This window comes from Pseudarthrobacter quantipunctorum (assembly GCF_045291495.1).
GTDB lineage: Bacteria > Actinomycetota > Actinomycetes > Actinomycetales > Micrococcaceae > Arthrobacter > Arthrobacter quantipunctorum.
Window position 1 is genome coordinate 979,903 of sequence record NZ_CP148033.1, and the last position, 20,564, is coordinate 1,000,466.

General features: G+C 63.1%; 13 protein-coding genes and 2 tRNA genes. 7 read left to right on the forward strand and 8 right to left on the reverse strand.

Annotated features, from left to right (window positions below; all coding sequences use genetic code 11):
* Window positions 1-69: 69 nt before the first annotated feature.
* From WHH00_RS04485 to WHH00_RS04495, 3 genes are read right to left on the reverse strand one after another with little or no spacing between them, the layout of a single operon-like run.
* Window positions 70-987 carry a carbohydrate ABC transporter permease gene (locus WHH00_RS04485; RefSeq protein WP_406636904.1) on the reverse strand — a complete coding sequence of 306 codons (918 nt, stop codon included), beginning with the start codon at window positions 985-987 and terminating at the stop codon, window positions 70-72.
* On the reverse strand, window positions 984-1,949 hold the full coding sequence (locus tag WHH00_RS04490) for a carbohydrate ABC transporter permease (protein WP_406636906.1): 966 nt from the start codon (window positions 1,947-1,949) through the stop codon (window positions 984-986). Before WHH00_RS04490 ends, WHH00_RS04485 begins: the two co-directional genes overlap by 4 nt.
* The gene (locus tag WHH00_RS04495; RefSeq protein WP_406636908.1) at window positions 1,946-3,286 is read right to left on the reverse strand and encodes an ABC transporter substrate-binding protein; all 1,341 of its coding nucleotides are present in this window, start codon (window positions 3,284-3,286) and stop codon (window positions 1,946-1,948) included. Before WHH00_RS04495 ends, WHH00_RS04490 begins: the two co-directional genes overlap by 4 nt.
* A 146-nt stretch (window positions 3,287-3,432) precedes the next feature.
* Here WHH00_RS04495 and WHH00_RS04500 point away from each other — a divergent pair, with 146 nt between their 5' ends.
* On the forward strand, window positions 3,433-4,044 hold the full coding sequence (locus WHH00_RS04500; protein WP_406636910.1) for a TetR/AcrR family transcriptional regulator: 612 nt from the start codon (window positions 3,433-3,435) through the stop codon (window positions 4,042-4,044).
* A 51-nt stretch (window positions 4,045-4,095) separates the two neighbouring features.
* Window positions 4,096-4,863, forward strand: coding sequence for an SDR family oxidoreductase (locus tag WHH00_RS04505; protein WP_406636912.1), 768 nt, complete (start codon window positions 4,096-4,098; stop codon window positions 4,861-4,863).
* A gap of 45 nt (window positions 4,864-4,908) precedes the next feature.
* Here WHH00_RS04505 and WHH00_RS04510 read toward each other — a convergent pair whose 3' ends face one another.
* From WHH00_RS04510 to WHH00_RS04530, 5 genes are all read right to left on the reverse strand, one after another.
* The gene (locus WHH00_RS04510; RefSeq protein ID WP_406635832.1) at window positions 4,909-6,147 is read right to left on the reverse strand and encodes an IS110 family transposase; all 1,239 of its coding nucleotides are present in this window, start codon (window positions 6,145-6,147) and stop codon (window positions 4,909-4,911) included.
* A 387-nt stretch (window positions 6,148-6,534) separates the two neighbouring features.
* Complete coding sequence (locus WHH00_RS04515; protein ID WP_406636914.1) at window positions 6,535-7,740, reverse strand: acyl-CoA dehydrogenase family protein; 1,206 nt, start codon at window positions 7,738-7,740, stop codon at window positions 6,535-6,537.
* A gap of 9 nt (window positions 7,741-7,749) precedes the next feature.
* Window positions 7,750-9,288: an APC family permease gene (locus tag WHH00_RS04520; RefSeq protein WP_406636916.1), complete on the reverse strand. Its 1,539-nt coding sequence runs from the start codon at window positions 9,286-9,288 to the stop codon at window positions 7,750-7,752.
* A gap of 13 nt (window positions 9,289-9,301) precedes the next feature.
* Entirely contained in the window at window positions 9,302-10,513 is a 1,212-nt protein-coding gene (locus WHH00_RS04525; protein WP_406636918.1) for a glutathionylspermidine synthase family protein, read from the reverse strand.
* 2 nt (window positions 10,514-10,515) lie between these two features.
* A complete protein-coding gene (locus WHH00_RS04530; protein ID WP_406636920.1) occupies window positions 10,516-11,133 on the reverse strand; it encodes a Tat pathway signal protein in 618 nt (205 codons plus the stop codon).
* Window positions 11,134-11,314: 181 nt separating this feature from the next.
* On the opposite strand from WHH00_RS04530, the gene WHH00_RS04535 reads away from it, so the two are divergent.
* The 5 genes from WHH00_RS04535 (at window position 11,315) to WHH00_RS04555 (ending at window position 20,447) form a co-directional block, all read left to right on the forward strand.
* The gene (locus tag WHH00_RS04535; RefSeq protein ID WP_406636922.1) at window positions 11,315-11,971 is read left to right on the forward strand and encodes an MOSC domain-containing protein; all 657 of its coding nucleotides are present in this window, start codon (window positions 11,315-11,317) and stop codon (window positions 11,969-11,971) included.
* 404 nt (window positions 11,972-12,375) lie between these two features.
* A complete protein-coding gene (locus WHH00_RS04540; RefSeq protein ID WP_406636924.1) occupies window positions 12,376-14,511 on the forward strand; it encodes a DEAD/DEAH box helicase in 2,136 nt (711 codons plus the stop codon).
* Window positions 14,512-14,948: 437 nt separating this feature from the next.
* Window positions 14,949-15,020, forward strand: a tRNA-Thr gene (locus WHH00_RS04545).
* A 61-nt stretch (window positions 15,021-15,081) separates the two neighbouring features.
* A tRNA-Met gene (locus tag WHH00_RS04550) sits at window positions 15,082-15,155 on the forward strand.
* A 507-nt stretch (window positions 15,156-15,662) separates the two neighbouring features.
* A complete protein-coding gene (locus WHH00_RS04555) occupies window positions 15,663-20,447 on the forward strand; it encodes a DEAD/DEAH box helicase (protein WP_406636926.1) in 4,785 nt (1,594 codons plus the stop codon).
* The last annotated feature ends 117 nt before the right edge of the window (window positions 20,448-20,564 follow it).

Below are 20,564 nucleotides of genomic sequence, written 5' to 3' on the forward strand. Positions count from 1 at the left end.
ACGGCACGTCACGGCAGTCCCCGGGGCGGGGTTGCCGCGACGTGCCGTCCCGCGTCGGGACGTTCCTACCTACTTCACGGAACCCTCGGTTAGGCCGCCGCGCCAGAAGCGCTGCAGGACCACCATGGCGATGCTGAGCGGGATGATCGACAGCAGCACACCGCCGGTGGTCAGCTCGTAGAACTCGGGCAGCCGGTCCACCTGGCTCAGCCAGTTGTTCAGGCCGAGCGTGATCGGGTACAGCCCCGAGTCGGACAGCATCACGAGCGGCAGGAAGTAGTTGTTCCAGATCCCCACCAGCTGGAAGAGAAACACGGTGACCAGGGCCGGGGTGAGGACGCGCAGCCCGATGGTGTGGAAGATCCTCAGTTCGCCGGCGCCGTCCAGCCGGGCAGCCTCAATGAGTGAGCTGTCCACCGTGGCTTGCGAATAGATCCGGCACAGGAACAGTCCAAACGGCGACACCAGGGACGGCAGCAGCACGCTCCAGTACGTGTTGGCCAGGCCGAGCTGGCTGAAGAGCAGGAAGAGCGGCAGCGCGGTGGCCGTGCCGGGCACCAGCACTCCGCCCAGGATGGTGCCGAACACCAGGTTCCGGCCGCGGAACTCGTACTTGGCCAGCGCATAGCCGCCTGCCGCCGCAAAGTAGGTGGCAACGAGGGCGCCGATGCCGGCGTACAGCACTGAGTTCAGGAACCAGCGGATGAAGATGCCGTTGTCGTAGCTGAGCACCTGGGCAAGGTTGTCCCACAGTGCCACCGTGGGGGCAAACCAGAATCCGTTGGTGGAAAACAGGTCCTCCGTGGACTTGGTGGCAGCGACAACAACCCAGTAGACGGGAATGAGGAAGTACAGGGCCACCACCACCAGCAGCGCGGTGACGATGATGGTGGACGGGCCGCTCCTGCCGCCCGGACGCCTGGACGCGGCTGCGGAAGAGCGGGGCGCGGTAGCTGATGTCGACGGCGGTGTCACGGTTGCGGTCATGATGACTTCCTGTTCGTGAATTTGAGGAAGGCGAAGGACAGGACGAAGGCTGCCACAGCGATCAGCACGGCCTGTGCGGCGGCCACGTTGTAGTCGTTGTAGGCGAACGCGGTGGTGTACGCGCTGAGGTTGGGCGTGTACTGGCTGTCGATGGCGGGTGCGACGGTCTTCAGGACCTGGGCTTCGGCGAAGAGCTGCAGGGTGCCGATGATGGAGAACACTGTTGTGAGGACAAGGGCGGGCCGGATCAGCGGGAGCTGGATGCTGAGGGCCACCCGCCAGGTGGAGGCGCCGTCCACCTTCGCCGCCTCATACAGTTCCCCGGGTATGGCCTTCAGCTGGGCCACGATGATCAGCATGTTGTAACCGGTGTAGCTCCAGGTGACGATGTTCGCGATCGACCACAGGACGGTGTTGGCGCCCAGGAAATCGGGGGTCAGTCCCACCAGGGCCGCGACATCGAACAGGGGACTCAGCCCGGGGACGTAGAGGAAGGACCAGAGAATGGTGGCAATGACACCCGGAACGCCGTAGGGGAGGAAGTACGCGGCACGGAAGAAACCCGGCCACTTGGCAGACGCTGATTCGAGCATGAGGGCAAGCACCGTGCAGAGGGCGATCATCAGCGGAACCTGCACCACGCCGAACAGGAGCATACGTCCGATCGACGCCACGAAGCTGCCGTCAGCCAGCGCCTGGGCGTAGTTGCTGAAACCGGCGAATTCGCTGGTAACCCCGGCCTCCCCGAAGAGTCCGCTCCGGGTCACTTTGGTGAAGCTCGATCCCACCGCAACGAAGATCGGCAGGATGAACGTGAGGATAAACAGCGCCAGGAAAGGGGCAAGCAGGATCCAGGGGGCACGTGCCGCGGCTCCCGTCCGGCCGCCGGCCTTACGGGGGACGGTGTCCTGGCGGGCGGCCGCCGGCGGACCGCCTGGGAGTGTTCGTGACGGCGTTGTCATGACGCTTCCTTTCGAATGCTGAGGCCCTTGTTCCTGAAGACGGTCATGATCTGTTGTTCCGCCGTCGCCACCGAATCCACCAGGCTCGTTCCGGACGCCTTCTTCCGGAAGCCATCGCTCAGGATGTTGAAGGACTGCTGGGTGACTGGCCACCAGGACCAGTCCTTGTTCTGCTGCTGTGCCGCCGGCACAAGGATCTCCTGGTGGTAGCTCTGGCCGCTGAAGAAGTCCGAGGGCGCCTGCCGCGAGCTTCCGATGAAGTCCGGCGTGGGGGACCAGCCGATGCCGCTGTTGGTGATTTCGGCGTCGATGCCTTCCCTGGACGTGGTCATCCACACCGCAAACTCGAGTGCTTCGCGGGGGTGCCTACTGTTGGCCAGCACCGCCGCGGTGGAGCCGCCAAGGTAGCTTGACCCGAACCCGGTGCCGCCCCACGTGGGCATGGGTGCCACCCGCCATTTGCCGCTGCCGCCGCTGACCCCTTCGATCAGGGCATCACCCCAGCTGCCCGTAACGACCGAAGCGATCGACCCTTTCGCAGCAGCCGCGAACCAGCCGGGGGAGTAGGCGCCGAAGGCAGTCTGGACAAGGTCCTCGTTGATGGCCTGGTCAAAGAAGCGGGCCACCTTCAGGGTGGCGTCGTCAGTCATGTTGATGACCCAACCGTCCTCCTCCGGGCGCAGCCACCGCGCACCTGCCTGCGTCGCGAAAGCAGTGAAAACTGACGCGTCAGCCAGCGGGAAGCAGTCCAGGTAGACATCATTGCGGCGGAGCTCACGGGCCAGCGCTGCCCAGTCGTCCCAGGTGCCGGGGCTGGTGCCGCCCACCTGGTCGAGGATGGCCGGCTGGTAGAACATCGCCATGGGCCCGGAGTCCTGGGGAATTCCGTAGACACCGCCGGAGAAGCTGACCTGGCCCCACAGGGTCTCGTCGTAGAGGCGGGCGTAGTCCTGGGCGCCATAACGCGCTACGTCGACAAGCCCGTTCACCAGCATAAATTCCGGAAGCGAACGCATCTCCACTTGGGCGAGGTCAGGTCCGCCACCCGCTGCCAGGGCTGAGTAGAGCTTCTGGTAACCCCCTGAATTGCCGCCGGGGATCCATACCACCTCCACCTGCACCTGGGGGTGGGAGGCGTTCCAGATGTCCGCGACCTTCTGGGCGTCCTTGAGCCAGCACCAGTATGTGAGGGTGACTTTTTCCCCGCTGGCGGCTGGGGCGAGCACCGGTGCAGTGTTGACGGAGCGCATGCCCGGGGTGGCGCAGCCGGACAGGAGCCCCATCGCTGCGGTGCCCAGGCCCGCACCCAGGAGTTGTCTTCGTGTGAATTGGGACATTTGCCTTCACCTCGTTGTGTCGGTTATGTGCCTAAAAGTGTGAACCATGGCACTTTTTGTTCGGTTCGAGACAGGCTAACACGAAAAGTCGAGTGAGCACTCGAGTTCTGATTCCCCGGATAATACGGCGGGTACACTGGCTTGCCATGAGCACCAAGGAGGGGCCCCAGGCTTCCCGCCGGGGACCCTACGCGAAGTCCACAGAGCGCCGCCAGGCCATCCTGACCGCAGCCCACGCCGTCTTCGCCGCCCGCGGATACCGCGGGGGCTCGCTGCAGGACGTTGCCGACCGCGCCGGCATGAGCCAGACGAGCCTCCTGCATTACTTTCCGTCCAAAAGCCAACTGCTGCTGGCGGTGCTTAACTGGCGCGACTCCATTACTGGAGACGGTACCGCGCCGCCGGACCCGGAGGAATCGCTTGTTGATGCCGTCCTCCGCCAGGCGCGCTTCAATGAGGACGTGCCGGGAGTCCTGGAGCTCTACACCGTGCTGTGCGGGGAAGCAGTCACGGAGGGGCATCCCGGGCGCCCGTACTTCACCAACAGGTTTGAAGAGCTGCGCCGCAGCTACACCCGGCAGTTACGGGAGCTTGCGGGGGAAGGGCGGCTGCGCCCGGGCGTGGACCCGGAGGTCGCCGCAGCGTCCTTGATCGGGCTGTGGGACGGGATCCAGACCCAGTGGCTTCTGGCGCCGGACAAGGTGGACATGGCCGGGTGCCTGCGCGGGTACCTGGAGCTGATCCTGCTTCCCGAATAACGGAGGCTGGCGGTTTCGCGGCAGGGGAGCCTGCGCTACTAGGCTGACCCCATGGAATCTCCCCAAGCAGCCGTCCGCCCCGTCGCCCTCATCACAGGCGCCGGGAGGCTGGCGTCGATCGGCGCCGGCATTGCCCGGCAACTCGCCGCCGAGGGCTGGGACCTGGTGCTGGCCTTCTGGCAGGACTACGACGCCCGGATGCCGTGGGGGACTGAACCGGACGACGTCGTACGCCTTACTGCCGAGCTCGAGGCCATCGGCGCCCAGGTCCACGTGCTGTCCGCGGACCTGCAGGACCCCGCCGTGCCCGGCCAGCTGGTCGCTGAGTCCATGCGGCTGGCCGGCCCGCTGCAGGGCCTGGTCCTGAGCCATGCCGAGTCTGTGGACTCGGGCATCCTGGACACCAGCGTGGAATCCTTTGAGCGGCACTTTGCCGTGAATACGCGGGCCAGCTGGCAGCTGATTGCCGCGTTCGCGCGGCAGGCAACGGACGACGGCGGCGCAATCGTTGCGCTGACCAGTGGCCACACAGCGTTCAACCTTCCTTATGGCGCCTCGAAGGGCGCGCTGGACAGGATCGTCATTGCCGCCGCGCGGGAGCTCGGACCGCAGGGCATCTCGGCGAACGTGCTGAACCCGGGCCCGGTGGACACGGGCTGGATGGACGATGAAATCCGGGAAGCGCTGACGGCCCAACAGCCCGCCGGACGGCTGGGAACACCGGCAGACGTCGCAGGGACTGTGGCGTTCCTGCTCTCGCCCGCCGGCCGCTGGGTCTCCGGCCAGCTCATCAAGTCCGACGGCGGCTTCTCGGCGTAGCCCGCCTCAGCGCCCCCAGCCCAACTAATACGAAAGTAGGGTGGGTCAGGCCGCTGTGACCGGGGTGATGGTGACGTCGTATCCGAGGCTATTGAGTTGTTTGATGGCGTTGTTCTTCGCCCGGGATGGGTTGGTCCGGGTGTAGTAGTCGGCTCCTGGTTCTAAGTAGCATTCGCCGTTGGCGAGCATGTGCCAGGCCGCGGTCAGGATGGAATGCTCGACGGCGACGAGGGCTTTGTTGCGGCCGCTGCGGGCTGTGAGGCGGTGGTATTTGGCGGCGAGGTAGGTGTTCTTGGATTGGGCCGCTGACATGGCCGCGATCCCAAGTGCACCTTTGAGGTATTTGTTTCCGGGCATGATGTGTGCTGATTTGATCCGGCCGGCGGATTCGTTGGCGCCGGGACACACTCCGGTCCACGATGCGAGCCGGCCGGGGGTTTCAAAGACGGCCATGTCCGCACCGGTTTCGGCGATGATCACTTCGGCGACTCGTTGGGAGACTCCTGGGATGGTGGCCAGGGCATCCCTGGCGTCACGAAAGGGTTCCATCGCCTCCTCGATCCGTGCGGTGAGTGCCTGAATGGTCCGGGTGTGGGCGTCGATCTGGTTCAGGTGCAGCTTTGCCATGAACGCGTGGTGGGGTTTGAACCTGCCGGTGAGCGCGTCGACGAGGGCGGGGATTTTTGAGCGCATCGTTCCGCGGGCCATGCAGGCCAGGACGTTCGGGTTCCGTTCACCATTGATGAGGGCTTCGAGCATGTCCCGGGAGGAGACCCCTGTCAGGTCAGAGACCACCGAGGAGAGTTTGATCCCGGAGCTCTCCAGGAACTTCTCGAGCCGCTGGATCTCACGGGCCCGGTCGCGGGTGGCTATGGCGCGGGCGCGGGTGAGGTCCCGCAGTTCCCGGATCGGCTCCGGTGGCACGAACGAGGCCCGCAGCAGCCCGTGCGCGGCTAACTGGGCCAGCCAGGCAGCGTCCGAAACATCGGTTTTCCGGCCCGGGATGTTCCGGGCAGCTTTGGCGTTCACGAGCATCACCGGCAGGGTTTCTTCGAGCAGATAGAAGAACGGTTTCCAGTAATCGCTGGTTGCTTCCATCACCACAACGGTGACGTGTTCGCGTTCCAGGAACTCCCGCAACTCCAGGATCGCCTGCGTGGTCGCGCCCCAGGTCGTGACCTTCGAGGTGTAAGTCCCGGCCCGGTCCCCGGGTATCCGCACGCAGACCTTTGCATCGCGTTTGGAGATATCCATTCCCGCGGCGCGTTCATGAACAATGTCCATTCCAGTTTCCTCCAACACTGATGAACGGTTATGACAGCGTCTGCCAACACTGATGAACGGTTATGACAGCGTCTGCCTCGGGGAGGACTGGGATTATTCAGGAATCTAACACCCGTGCTTAAGAGCAACAATCCACGGTTCCCGTGGGAGTCCTCCACACCACGCTAGGTAACGGACTCAAGGCACCAAGTTGGGTCGGCGTTCACCGAGACGGACACCACCATGATCCGCCCCACACACCTGCCTGACCAGAGACCCGGAAGGCCGGAGGCAGACTTTCCAGGCCCACGGCGCGCCAGCGGCGCTCATACGCTAGGTAGCAGCAGATGCTGTTATGAGCCGCCAAAACGACATCAACTGCTACCCAGTTGGGAGGGGAAGCCAGGGTCAGCGGAACGCGTTGATGCCGGTGATGTGCTGGCCAAGGACCAGGGTGTGGACTTCGTCTGTGCCCTCATAGGTGCGCACCGATTCCAGGTTGGCCGCGTGGCGCAGCGGGGAGTAGTCCAGGGTGATGCCGTTTCCGCCGAGGATGGAGCGTGCCTCCCGGGCCACGGCGATGGCCTCGCGCACGTTGTTCAGCTTGCCCAGGGAAATCTGTTCCGGCCGCAGCCTGCCGGCGTCCTTGAGCCGTCCCAGGTGCAGCGCCAGGAGCGTGCCCTTCTGGATCTCCACCAGCATGTTGACCAGCTTCTCCTGGGTCAGCTGGTATCCGGCCAGCGGTTTGCCGAACTGCAGCCGCTCCTGCGAGTAGGACAGCGCCGCCTGGTACGAATCCCGGGCTGCGCCCATGGCTCCCCAGGCAATGCCGTACCGGGCCTCGTTCAGGCAGGTAAACGGGCCGCGCAGGCCGCGCGCCGCCGGCAACAGCGCCTCGGGTCCCAGCCTGACGTCGTCGAACACCACGTCGCACTGGATGGACGCACGCATCGACAGTTTCCGCGTGATGGGGACGGCAGTGACGCCGGGGGCCCCCGCCGGCACCAGGAAGCCGTGCACGCCGTCGTCGGTCATGGCCCACACCACCATCACCCCGGCCACCGAAGCGAGGCCAATCCAGCGCTTGGCACCATTGAGCACCCAGCCGGCGTCATCTCCTGGGCCGTCGCGGCGGGCAAAGGTGGTCATGGCCGCGGGGTCGGACCCTGCAGTCGGCTCGGTCAGGGCGAAACAGCCAATGACTTCACCGGCCGCCATCCGGGGCAGCCACTCCTGCTTCTGGTCCTCGGAGCCCCACTTGTGGATGGCGGTCATGGCCAGCGAGCCCTGCACCGAAACAAACGTGCGGATCCCGGAATCGCCGGCCTCAAGTTCCATTGCAGCCAGGCCATATTCGACGGCGGTGCGGCCGGGGCAGCCGTAGCCCTCCAGGTGCATGCCGAGCACCCCCAGTTCACCCAGTTCCTGCGCGAGCTCCAGGCGGAAGACAGCTTGGTCGTACCAGCGCGCAATGTCGGGTTTGATCCGCTGGTCCGTGAAATCGCGGACGCGCTGCCGGATCCTCAGTTCTTCCGCGCCCAGGAGGCTGTCCAAGGCCAGGATGTCGGAGGGGTCGGCCGGGAATTCAGCCGCTGTAACAGGCGCGTTGGTCATGGCAGAACCCTAGCTGGACGTTCCCGGGGCTGCCGGGTGCGCAGGCTGCCGGCCGGTAAAGTAGCCGGAGGTTGCCGGCAGGAACCGGCAAACCACAGCCAGCACCACACCCAGGGCCAGCAGCAGCACGCCGCTGACAAATGCCCCGCCGATCCCAAAGATCTGGGTGTCGCCGTAGGCCGGGTCCCACATCTGCACCGCCGATATGAAGAAGGCGGCTGTCAGCAGGAGGGCGCCCACGAGCGGCAGGATGCCCCGGAACCACAGGTTGCGTGCCGAATCCCGCAGGGTGCCGCGGAAGAACCAGAAGCACGCGAAGCCGGTGAGTGCGTAGTAGAAGGCGATGAACAGGCTGATGGCGCTGATGGAATCGGAGAGCAGGTTCTCGCTCAGGAAACTCATGGCCACGTAATAGGCGATTGCGGCCGCGCCCATGACCTGGGTGGAGAACCCGGGGGTCTGGTTCTTCGGGTGCACCTCCCCGAACTTTGGCGGCAGGGCGCCGTGGACGCCCATGGACAGGGTGCCGCGTGCCGTGGGGAGGATGGTGGTCTGGGTGGAGGACAGGACGGACGCGAGGACCGCGACGACGATCAGCCAGCCGCAGGGGCCCAGCACCACGTCCCGCATGGCCAGGAAGACGTCGTCCTGGTTGGCCTCGTTGCCCAGGCCGATGCCTTCCGTGCCCACGGTGGCATACATCATCACCAGCAGCGCTACGGAGACGTAGATGGCCACCAGGATGAAGGCGGAGATCACCGCGCCGCGGCCGGGAGTGGTTGAGGGGTTCTCAGTTTCCTCGTTGACTGCCAGGCATGTGTCCCAGCCCCAGTAAATGAAGAGTGCCAGGAGCGCGCCGTGCACCACGGCCCCGGGGTCCGCAAAGGCACCCACCGGGTTGAACCACTCAAATGAGAAAGCCTGGATGGTTGTGTCTCCGGCGGCGGCACCTGCAACGATCCGCACCACGATCGCCAAGGCAAAGACGCCCAGGGCGATGTACTGCACGTAGGTCAGCACCCGCTGGACGTGTTCACCCAGCCGGATGCCCCGGTAGTTGACCAGCGTCATGACGGCGATGAACAGCACGCCGGTGGCGGTGACCACGGCCTTGTTTTCCGCCAGGAAGCCGTCACCCACCAGGAGCCACAGGTACTGTCCCGCCACCTGCGCCAGGTTGGCGAGCACCACGATGCCGGCGAGCGCCACGCCCCAGCCTCCCAGCCAGCCGGCCCAGGGCCCGAACGCCCGGCGGGACCAGGTGAAGGTGGTGCCGCAGTCCGGAATGGCGCTGTTCAGCTCGCGGAACGCATACGCGATGAACAGGACGGGGACGAAGCCGAGCAGCAGGATCAGGGGAGTGTAGTTGCCGTTCACGGCCACAATGAGGCCCAGTGTCGCAGCCAGCGAATACACCGGCGCCGTGGAGGCCAGCCCCAGCATCACGGAGTCTCCGAGGTCCAGGATCCCGGCCCGGAGCCCCTTGTCCGGGACGGTGGTGCCCGGCGCGCCCCCCGGGCCGCCCGTCGTCGTGGTTCCTGTGCTCATGCTGTCACCGGGTTCATAGTGCAATACCTGCTTTGTTGGAGGATGCCGCAGCCGAAAGCGGCGCCGGCGCGTCAATAGTGTTGGGCACAAACCGGCAGAAGTAGTCCGTCACCGGACCATCCGATTCCCGGATGCCGCAGCCGACGGACTCACCGTCCACCACCCACAGGCCCAGGACGGGATGGTTGCCGTCGAAGTCGGGCAGTTCCTGGAACTGCTGGTAGCACCAGCCCTCGCGGCCGTACCCGCCGGGCTGCTCAAGGCTGATGCCCTGGGCGTGGATCTTAATGTTGTCGCCCTCGCGGCCGTGCAGCGGCTTGGCCACCCATTCCTTGAGGGGACCCGGCTCGTTGAGGTAGGCCGGCAGCAGGTTGGGATGCTGCGGGTACAGGTGCCAGAGGGCGGCGAGGAGCGCCTTGTTGGAGAGGAGCATCTTCCAGGCCGGTTCAACCCAGCGCGGATTGTGGGCGCGTTCCAGGAGCCGGTGCCCGAAAGGTTCCTTCATCATCAGCTCCCAGGGGTAGAGCTTGAAGATGGTGCTGATCATGAAGTTGTCCAGGTCCACGAACCGGTTGAGGTTGGGGTCCCAGCCGATGTCCGACATGTTGATGCCGATAGTGGTCCAGCCTGCCTGGCCGGCCACGTCCCGCATGTAGGCGGCCGTCATCCAGTCCTCGCCGGATTCCTCCACCTCCGAGTGGGCAACGTGAAGGGTGCTCATGCCGGTGCGGTACTGCACCTTTTTCCACTGCCGGATCAGGGCCTCATGGATTCCGTTCCACTGGTCCTTTTCCGGGAAGACGTCCTGCAGCCAGAACCACTGCGCCACGGCCGCCTCGATGAGTCCGGTGGGGGTGTCCGCGTTGTATTCGAGCATCTTGGCGGGACCGCCCTGCCCGTCATAGATGAAGTCGAAGCGGCCGTAGACATCCACGTCCCCGGCCTGCAGGGACTCCGCGGCGAGCTCCAAAGCCTGCGGACCGATGCCAATGTCTCCCATGGCGCCGGTGGCAAGGAACTTGGCGGCTTCCAGGCACATCCGGTGCATGTCCTCGGCTGCCAGCTCGAGAACCTCCACCTCGTCAGCGGTGAATTCGTAGTACGCGGACTCGTTCCAGTACTCGATCCGCCGCCCGTCGTCCATGGTGGTGGTGGAAAAGACCAGGCCCTGTTCCTGGATTTTCTGCTTCCAGTCGGGCCTGGGCTCAGACAACAGCCGCTTCACGCTCAGCCCCCCACTTTGCTGCCGCCGCCGCTTGTGCCGCTCTTCGCGGTGGTGCCGAAGCCGCCGCGGCTGACGGTGCCGCCCTTGGTGCTGTACCCGGTGGAGGCTTTTGCCCCGCTGGGCACGGTCTTGGTGTAGTTGGGGGCGGTTGACCGGTTCTGCCCGACGGCGGGGACGAATGCGCCGCGGGAAAAGAAGTACCAGGCGTAGATGCCGCCGCTACGGCCGGCGGAACTGTTGCAGTTGGTGTCCTCCACCCGTTCGCCGGTTTCGTCGTTGAAGCACACCTGGGCGTACTCGGGATCATCCTGGTTGCTGGCCACCACGGCTGTGATGGTGCCGGCGAGCAGCGCCGTCACGCCCAGGCCCACCACCACGGTGCGCCGCTGCGAGCGCTTCTTCTTGGCCGCCGCCTCGTTGAGCTGCCTCTCCCGGTCGCGGGCAAACGGGTCCACCGGGGTGACGGGCTCGTTGAGGAGTTCGGGGCGCAGCTCCGGTTTGGGCACCTGCCAGGGAGGGGGCTTGGGGCCGGCATTCCGGCTGGTGTCCCCGGCAGTACCGTCACCGCCTGGCTGGTTGCCGCTTGCCCGCCCGTTATTTGGGTCTTGGTTCGGGTCCATGGCGTCCCCTTCAGTAGTCCACGTGAATTGGGCACAGCGCTGCACCCCCAATTGCAATCCTGAACTCAGCGTAGTGCCTGGCAGGGCCTGCTGCGAGTACCGCCGGGGATAGGGGACGGGGAGAAGTCCCCATGCCCGGAACCGCCGCCTGCGGGGGGATCGGGGCCCCTACACTGGTGCCATGGAAACCGCCTCCGTTGTTGCCGTCTGCCGCGTCCACCAGCTCCTGCCGGATGCGTCCAACGTGGGCGTGACTGCCATCGACAAACGGCCGGCAGAGGGCCCCGTCAAGGTTCACCGCCTGGGACTCCAGGGCGACATCCAGGCGAACCGGGTACACCACGGCGGTCCGGACCAGGCCCTGTATGCCTATTCGCAGGAGGACGCGGAGTACTGGGCCGGCGAGCTGCAGCGGGACCTGCCGCCCGGAATCTTTGGCGAGAACCTGCGGGTGGCCGGCATCGACGCCACGGGAGCGGTGATTGGCGAGCGGTGGAAGATCGGCCTCAACCTGGAAGTCGAAGTCACCTCGCCGCGTACGCCCTGCGCCACCTTCCAGCGCCGGATGCGGGAGCCGCACTTCGTCAAGAGGTTCACGGCGGAGGGCCGCGTGGGCACGTACCTGCGCGTCATCAAAACCGGCAGCATCCAGGCCGGGGACCATATCCACCGGATCTACGTTCCGACGCACGGCGTTACCGTGGGCAGGTGGTTCAGCGAACCGGACCTGGAGTCGATGGAAGCGTTGCGGGACGCCGACGCCGACGGCGAGATCCGCCTGCAGCAGCCCGAGTTCAAGCAGAAGTTCGAGGCGCTGGAACGGCAACTGGGCCGGTAGCCGCAGGCTGAACCCGCTGGAAGGGGAGCGGTGTGCGCAAGCTCACCGCCGTCGTCGTACGTTCAATTTCCGCTGCGGCAGGTGCGTACCTTACACTTGAAACATCCCCCACTCCGGAAATCCCTTATTCCTGCCCAATTTTTGAGGCAGGACTGGCAAGTGTTGGGGCCCGCACAAGCGATGCGGGCATTTTCATAGGGAGAGCCGGCTAAAGAAAACGCTGTACAGACTGCTGGGATAGCAGCCAAGAGATGCAGCGGGAAGTCCTGCCACGGGATTGCGAAAGCGCCGGACTTCTGTGACCGGCCGGTCAATGTTTGCCCGGCATCCACGGCACACGTACTGCGGCTCCACTCACCTCGGGTAGTGCCGCCTGGCCCCCTATGGATGAGGAATACTTCCCTATGCCCGAAAATCACAACGACGCCTCCGCTGAAGCAGCAACTACCAGCATCGAATTCACCGAGCCCGCTGCCCCCGCAGCCGAGGCCGCACCGGCACCCGCCGAAGCAGCTCCCGCCGCAAAGGTTGAGGAAGCGCCTGCAGCTCCCGCCGCCAAGGTTGAAGAAGCTCCCGCCGCCAGGGCTGAGGAAGACGAAGAAGAAGGCATCAAGTTCGCCGACCTCGGCATCGACGGCCGCGTCCTCGCCGCCCTGCAGGATGTCGGCTACGAAAAGCCTTCCCCCATCCAGGCAGCAACCATCCCGCTGCTGCTCGAAGGCCGCGACGTCGTGGGCCTCGCACAGACCGGCACCGGTAAGACTGCAGCATTCGCAGTACCGGCACTGTCCCGCCTGGCCGAGCTCCACGACCTCAACGGCCCCTCCCGCAAGACCCAGGCCCTGGTTCTGGCTCCCACCCGCGAGCTGGCCCTCCAGGTTGCCGAGGCCTTCACCTCGTACGCCAAGCACATCGACGACTTCACAGTCCTCCCCGTTTACGGCGGCTCCGCCTACGGCCCCCAGCTCGCCGGCCTGCGCCGCGGAGCCCAGGTTGTCGTCGGTACCCCCGGCCGCGTGATCGACCACATCTCCAAGGGTTCCCTGGACCTGTCCGAGCTGCAGTACCTGGTCCTGGACGAGGCCGACGAGATGCTGCGCATGGGCTTCGCCGAAGACGTGGAGCAGATCTTCCAGCAGACCCCGTCGGACCGCCAGGTTGCGCTTTTCTCTGCCACCATGCCGAGCCAGATCCGCCGCATGTCCAAGCAGTACCTGAACAACCCGGCCGAGATCTCCGTCAAGTCCAAGACCACCACCGGCGCCAACACCCGCCAGCGGTACCTGCAGGTCATGGGCCCGCACAAGCTCGATGCCATGACCCGCATCCTCGAGGTTGAAGAGTTCGACGGCGTCATTGCCTTCGTGCGCACCAAGATGGCCACCGAGGACCTGGCTGACAAGCTGAAGTCCCGCGGTTTCCAGGCCGCCGCCATCAACGGTGACATCCCGCAGCAGCAGCGTGAGCGCACTGTGGACGCACTGAAGGAAGGCCGCATCGACATCCTCGTGGCCACCGACGTCGCGGCCCGTGGCCTTGACGTGGAGCGCATCAGCCACGTCATCAACTACGACATCCCGCACGACACCGAGTCCTACGTGCACCGCATCGGCCGCACCGGCCGTGCAGGCCGCTCGGGCGACGCCATCCTGTTCATGACGCCGCGCGAGAAGTACCTGCTGCGTTCCATCGAGAAGGCCACCCGCCAGCCGGTGGAGCAGATGCACCTGCCCACGGCCGAGACCGTGAACACGCTGCGCCTGGGCAAGTTCGCCGAGAAGATCACCGAGACCCTGGCCTCCGAGGACGTTGCCCCGTTCCGCGACCTGATCGCCTCCTACGAGGAAGAGCACAACGTGCCGGCGGCAGAGATCGCCGCAGCCCTTGCCGTGATGGCGCAGGGCGGGCAGCCGCTGCTGGTCAAGGAACTGCCTGCAGCTCCCGAGTTCCAGAAGCGCGAGCGCTCCAAGGACGGCTTCGGCTCCCGTGGCCCCACCCGCGCGCTCACCGAGGGCAACGCTACCTACCGGATCGCCGTCGGACGCCGCCAGCGCGTCATGCCGGGCTCCATCGTGGGTGCCATTGCCAACGAGGGCGGTATTTCCTCGGCCCAGATCGGCGGCATCGACATCCGTTCGGACCACTCCCTGGTGGAGCTCCCGGCGGACCTGAGCCCCGAGCAGCTGCGCGCCCTGTCCCGCACCCGGATCGGCGGCGAGCTGATCCACCTCGAGCTGGACAACGGCCGCAAGCCGTCCGGCGACCGCGGCTCCTACCAGGGCAGCCGCGGCGGTGACCGGGGAGGCAACTTCAAGGGCAACGGCGGGTTCAAGAAGGAATTCCGCAAGAACGACGGCGAGCGCTCCTCCGCTGACCGCGGCGGCCGCTCCTACAGCGAGCGTTCCTTCAGCGCCGACAGCGGTGCCAACCGCGGCCAGGCCAGCGACTCCCGCTTCGGCGGCCACGGAGACGGCTCCCGCAAGCCCCGCCACGGCAACGAGGGCGGCCAGCGGGACTTCAACCGCAAGGGCAAGTGGTAAACCCGTCAGCTAGCTGACACGTTCCCCTGGTGGGCCGGCTTTCGAGCCGGCCCACCGGTGTTTAAGGCGTGCTTTCAGTGAGCGTCCGACGGCGGCCGGCGGCGGGGGAGTCTCTGGAACCTCCGGCCCGCCCCCTCCTGCCTGCCCCGCCCTGTGAGTTTTTGTCCAGATATGCGGACTTCGGGTGCCTCGAAGTCCGCATATCTGGACGAAAACTGCAGGGGGAGTGTGGGGATCGACACATCCTTGCAACGGGTCCTTCGGAAAAGGCTCTGGCCCGGCCCGCCTGCGCGGCTTCAAGGGGTTTCATTTTCCTTGAGTTTCCGGCTTTTTTGGGCTGGTAAAAGGGCTTGTCGGAAGCATATCCCGGCCCCTCCACGCCTTCCCGGATGCCGATTTGTTGGTGGGTAAATCTTCCGGTAGAGTATTTACTCGTTGCCCCCCTAGCTCAGTGGTAGAGCGCGTTCTTGGTAAGAACGAGGTCACCGGATCGATTCCGGTGGGGGGCTCTGGATGAGGGCCTGTGTCAAGGCGGTTTTGACCGGCTTGACGCAGGTTTTTCTCATTCGTGGCGGTGTAGCTCAGTTGGTTAGAGCGCACGACTCATAATCGTGAGGTCGGGAGATCGAGCCTCCCCACCGCTACACAGTAAAACCCCTGGAATCCGCAAGATTCCGGGGGTTTTTTGGTTGATGATCCAGGTGCGTGTTCAGAGCGCAACCCCTGACATTCTTTTCGGATGGCGCTATTTCTCTGGGTGCTGGATGTTTTTTGGATGGTTTCTACATCACTGGTCGCAGGCGCCGATCTGAGCGCCTCTGCGGACGCAAAAGGGACCGCCGGGCCTACAGGGCTGTTCAGGCGCTCTACGGCGCCCTGGGGCACCAGCATGCATCGATGCTAACCAAGGCGTCGATTGCAGCAGGGGGCGGGTGGAAGCGCGAACGTCCCTCGGGCAGTCAGAGGCGCCAGCAATCCGGACGTCGGGGTCCCCTGCTGCGTTACTGCGCATGATCAGCCTTCAATTACCAATATGATCAGGAGGGCCGGCGTGAGCCGGTTTCCTATGCTTTCTCGTCCCTGGGGGCCTTGTGTCGACAACTTTTGATCAGCTTCTCGATTCGTACCGCGGTCTTGCAGATTCGGAACGAATGAAGGGCAGCTACTTTGAACAGCTGATCGAGCAGTACCTGGAACACGACGGCGTCCAGGCACCCCAGTACAGAAATGTTTGGCTATGGCGTGACTGGCCTGGCCGGAACGGCAAGCCGGATACGGGCATCGACTTGGTGGCCGAGCGGGCTGATGGCGGGTTCACGGCAATCCAGTGCAAGTTCTATGCAGAGACTCACACGATGCAGAAGAGCGACATCGATTCGTTCATTTCGGCTTCGGGGAAGGAGCCCTTCACTCATCGTCTCATCGTGTCGACGACGTCGAAGTGGACCCAGAACGCAGAGGAGATGCTGGATAGCCAGCACATTCCCGTGCAGCGCATCGGGCTTTCGGACTTTCGGCACTCCAACATTGATTGGTCGACCTACCAACTCACCGACCCCTCCACGGCCCCGAAGCTGCACGAAAAAAAGCAGCTACGCCCGCATCAGCACGACGCCGTTGCAGCCACTATGAAGGGCTTCATCGATAACAGCCGCGGAAAGCTGATCATGGCCTGCGGCGCTGGGAAGACCTTCACAGCACTCAAGGTCGCGGAGCGTTTTGCCGAGCTGGAGGGTCACGCCCGCATTCTCTTCTTAGTCCCTTCACTGGCTCTGATGTCCCAGTCGTTGAAGGAATGGTCGGACGAGACCGAGCAACCTATGCACGCCTACGCTGTTTGCTCTGATGTGAAGGTCGGCCGGCAGAAGAACTCGGATCTGACGGATGTTGCCATCCATGACCTGCAGATCCCGGCCACAACGGACGGCAAGACCTTGGTTGAAGCTATGGGCAAGAAAGAATTGGACGAGGGCATGACCGTGGTCTTCTCGACGTACCAGTCCATCGACGCAGTTGCCCAGGCCCAGGAGGCTGGCCTGCCCGACTTCGACCTAATCATCTGCGATGAAGCCCACCGCACAACAGGTGCCACGTTGGCGGGCAGTGAGGAATCGCACTTCGTAAAGGTTCATCGCAACGACGTTATTGCTGGCGGCAAGAGGCTGTATATGACGGCCACCCCGCGATTGTTCAACGATGACACGAAGAACGCGGCCATGGAGAAGGACGCCATCCTGTGTTCCATGGATGACGAGACCATGTATGGTCCCGTCTTCTACCGGATCGGCTTTGGTGAAGCCGTCACTAAGAAGCTTCTGGCCGATTACAAGGTCCTGGTCCTCGGCGTCGAGGAAACTCAAGTAGTGTCCTCCTTCCAGGATCAGCTCGCTGACTCCAATATGGAGCTGAACATCGACGACGTCGCCAAGCTGATCGGCTGTTGGAACGGCCTAGCCAAGCGCCGTTCCGGAGCGCACGAGGCCTCCTTCGGCAATGACCTCGCGCCAATGCACCGGGCCGTGGCGTTCAACCGCGACATCAAATCCTCCAAACTGGTCGAATCCGAGTTCGAGGACCTCGTTCGCGTGCATCTGACCAATCTGGAAAACGATGACCCCACCGACGACCTCAAGGTCCAGGTCAAGCACATCGATGGCGGTTTTAACGCAGTCGCCCGCGCCGAACGTCTGGACTGGCTCAAGGAGGACTTCAATCTCGACGGTGGCCAGCCCACTTGCCGGATCCTCACGAACGCCCGCTGCCTGACCGAAGGCGTGGACGTGCCCTCCTTGGACGCGGTGCTGTTTTTGAACCCGCGTAATTCCATGGTGGATGTTATCCAGGCCGTGGGACGGGTCATGCGGATCGCCAAGGGCAAGCAGTTCGGCTACATCGTGTTGCCGATCGCGATTCCGGAGGGAATGTCTACTTCCGAGGCGCTGAAGGACAACACCCGCTACAAGGTGGTCTGGCAGGTCCTCCAGGCACTGCGCGCCCACGATGAGCGGATGGATGCGGCAATTAACCAGATCGAGCTCAACCATAGAGCGCCTGAGTCCATCGTGATCGAGACGGTGGACTTGATGCCCAGGAAGAAGCCGCTGCTGGATCCCCGGCCCATGCCGGCCGACGAACCGGGTAACCCTGTCTACGAACAGCCCACACTCCAGTTCCCGGTCGCTGACTGGAAAGACGCCGTTTACGCGAAGATCGTGGACAAGTGCGGAAACCGAATGTACTGGGAGGACTGGTCGAAGGACATCGCGGCCATCGCTAACAAGCACATCGCTCTGATCAACAACCTTCTAGAACAGGCCGATACAGGACACCGCAAAGCCTTCGATGACTTCATAGAAGGGCTCCAGGAGAATCTCAACCCTGACATAGACCAGGCCCAGGCTGTCGAGATGCTCGCCCAACACCTGGTCACCAAGCCCGTGTTCGATGCCATGTTCAAAGACTCCAACTTCACCGAACACAACCCGGTGTCCCTAGCGATGCAGAACATCCTGGACCAGCTGGACGACCACTCCGCGTTCGAGAAGGAACGCGCCAGCCTGGAGAAGTTCTACGATTCCGTTCGCGCCCGGGTGAAGTCCATCGACAACGCAGCCGCCAAACAGAAGATTATTCTGGAGCTTTACGACAACTTCTTCCGCAACGCCTTTCCGCGCGTTGCCGACCGGCTCGGCATTGTCTTCACCCCGGTACCTGTGGTGGACTATATCCTCCGCTCCGCCGACGCGGCGCTGCGGCTGGAATTCGGCAAGTCCCTTTCCGACGAGGGCGTCTCGATCCTGGAGCCTTTCGTCGGTACCGGCACTTTCGTGACCCGATTGCTCCAATCCGGGCTGATCAAACCGCATGACCTGCACCGCAAATACACACAGGAACTTTTCGCCAATGAAATTGTGCTGCTCAGCTACTACATTGCAGCTATCAACATCGAGACCGTTTTCGCGGAGGAATCAGCCAAACATGGTCTCGGCCATGGCTACCTGCCCTTTGATGGCATCGCCCTGACAGACACCTTCCAGCTCAACGAGTCCGACGGGCAGATCGAATCGGGCGAGTTCTTTCCCGAGAACTCCGAGCGCGTTCAGCGTCAGAAGAAACAAAACATTCGCGTCATAGTCATGAACCCGCCTTATTCCGGTGGCCAGACCAGCGCGAACGACAACAACCAGAATCAGAAGTACCCGCTATTAGACGCCTCCATCGGTTCAACGTATGCAAAGCTCTCCACTGCGACCCTAAAAAATAGTCTCTATGATTCATACATCCGCGGGATCCGCTGGGCGTCCAACCGAATCAAAGACGACGGTGTTATTGCCTTCGTCTCTAATGGCAGCTTCATCGACGGAAACGCCGCAGACGGCATTCGTAAGACGTTTGCCTCCGAGTTCAGTCGCATCTTTATCTACAACTTGCGTGGCAACCAGCGAACGACGGGGGAGTTGTCGCGCAAGGAAGGCGGGAAGATCTTTGGCAGCGGTTCCCGCACTCAGGTGGCTATAGCTATTTTGATCAAGAACTCTGCTTACTTTGGTCCAGCCGATGTTCAGTATCGGGACATCGGGGACTACCTAACGCGGGAGCAGAAGCTCGATATCCTCGCGATCGAGCAGTCACTGGAAGGTACGGACTGGGAAACGATAACGCCGAACCAGTCGGGTGACTGGGTCAACCACCGGGACGAAAACTACGATGCGTTCCAACCCATTGGGGACAAGGTGACCAAAGGGAAGGCTGCGACTCTCGGCATATTCGAGAACTACTCTCGCGGGCTTACGACAAGCCGGGATGCCTGGTGCATCAACTTCTCTCCAAGTCGCGTTCACGCCAACATGACGCGGATGATCGCGAACTATGAGGGACAAAGGAAGCAATATCAATGGGCCGTTGGCAAAGAATCCCTTTGGGAAGTTGACAACAATCCTCAAAATATTAGTTGGGGCGGAGAATTGCGCGAAGCCCTACGGCGAAATCACGCACTCGTATTCGAACCAGCTAAAGTTCGATCGATGATGTACCGGCCCTATTGCAGGCAATCCCTCTATTTTGATCCGACGCTGAACCATAGAATCTATCAAATACCGAAGTTATTTCCGACGCCCGACCATAAGAACCTGGCAATTGTCACTTCTGTCGCTAAGGGGAAGAATGCCAGCTCGCTAATGGTTAATGAGTTGCCCGATCTGCATTTTGTGGGAGACGCTCAGGTGTTCACCTTGTACGCTTACGAACGGGTTGCTGTCACAGCGCAGGCCGACCTATTCACAGAGGTTGATTCCTCGATCGTCAACGGTTATCGGCGCAAGGACAATATAACGGACTCCACTCTTGCCAACTACCGGGTTTTCTATGGGGATCCGAGCCTAGGCAAAGAAGACATCTTCTACTATGTCTACGGCCTGCTGCACAGCCCCGTGTACAAAGAAACGTACAAAGCTGACCTGATGAAGATGCTTCCCCGAATCCCCAAGGTCAAAGACTTTTGGGCCTTCAGCAAATCTGGCCGGGATCTTGCCGGTCTCCATCTTAATTACGAAGATATTGAGCCGTATCCGCTTGAGGAAATCAAGCTAGGCGAGCCTGCCGACGACCTCTACGACTTCTACCGTGTGAATAAGATCTCCTGGGGCGCCCGCAAGGACCGCTCACGGATCATCTACAACTCGCGGATCGTGCTGGCCGGAATCCCGGAGGAGGCTTTAGAGTATCAGGTCAATGGCAAGTCCGCGCTGGAGTGGATTATCGATCGCTACCAGGTGACAACGCACAAGGACTCGCAGATCACCAACGACCCGAACGATTACTGCCGGGAAGTCGACAACCCCCGCTACATCCTTGACCTCATCAAGCGCATCGTCACAGTATCGGTAGAGACCAACAAGATAGTTGCAGCATTACCCGAGCTCGAGATCTTGGAATAAGCACAGCCACAGTCCCAACGTTACCGCCAGAACGTCATGGTAGCTGGCCCACCGTCCAGCACCGCGAGGACGAAGCTTGGTTAAGGCGAGCGGAGTCCTTTGGAAGGGTTATCGCCC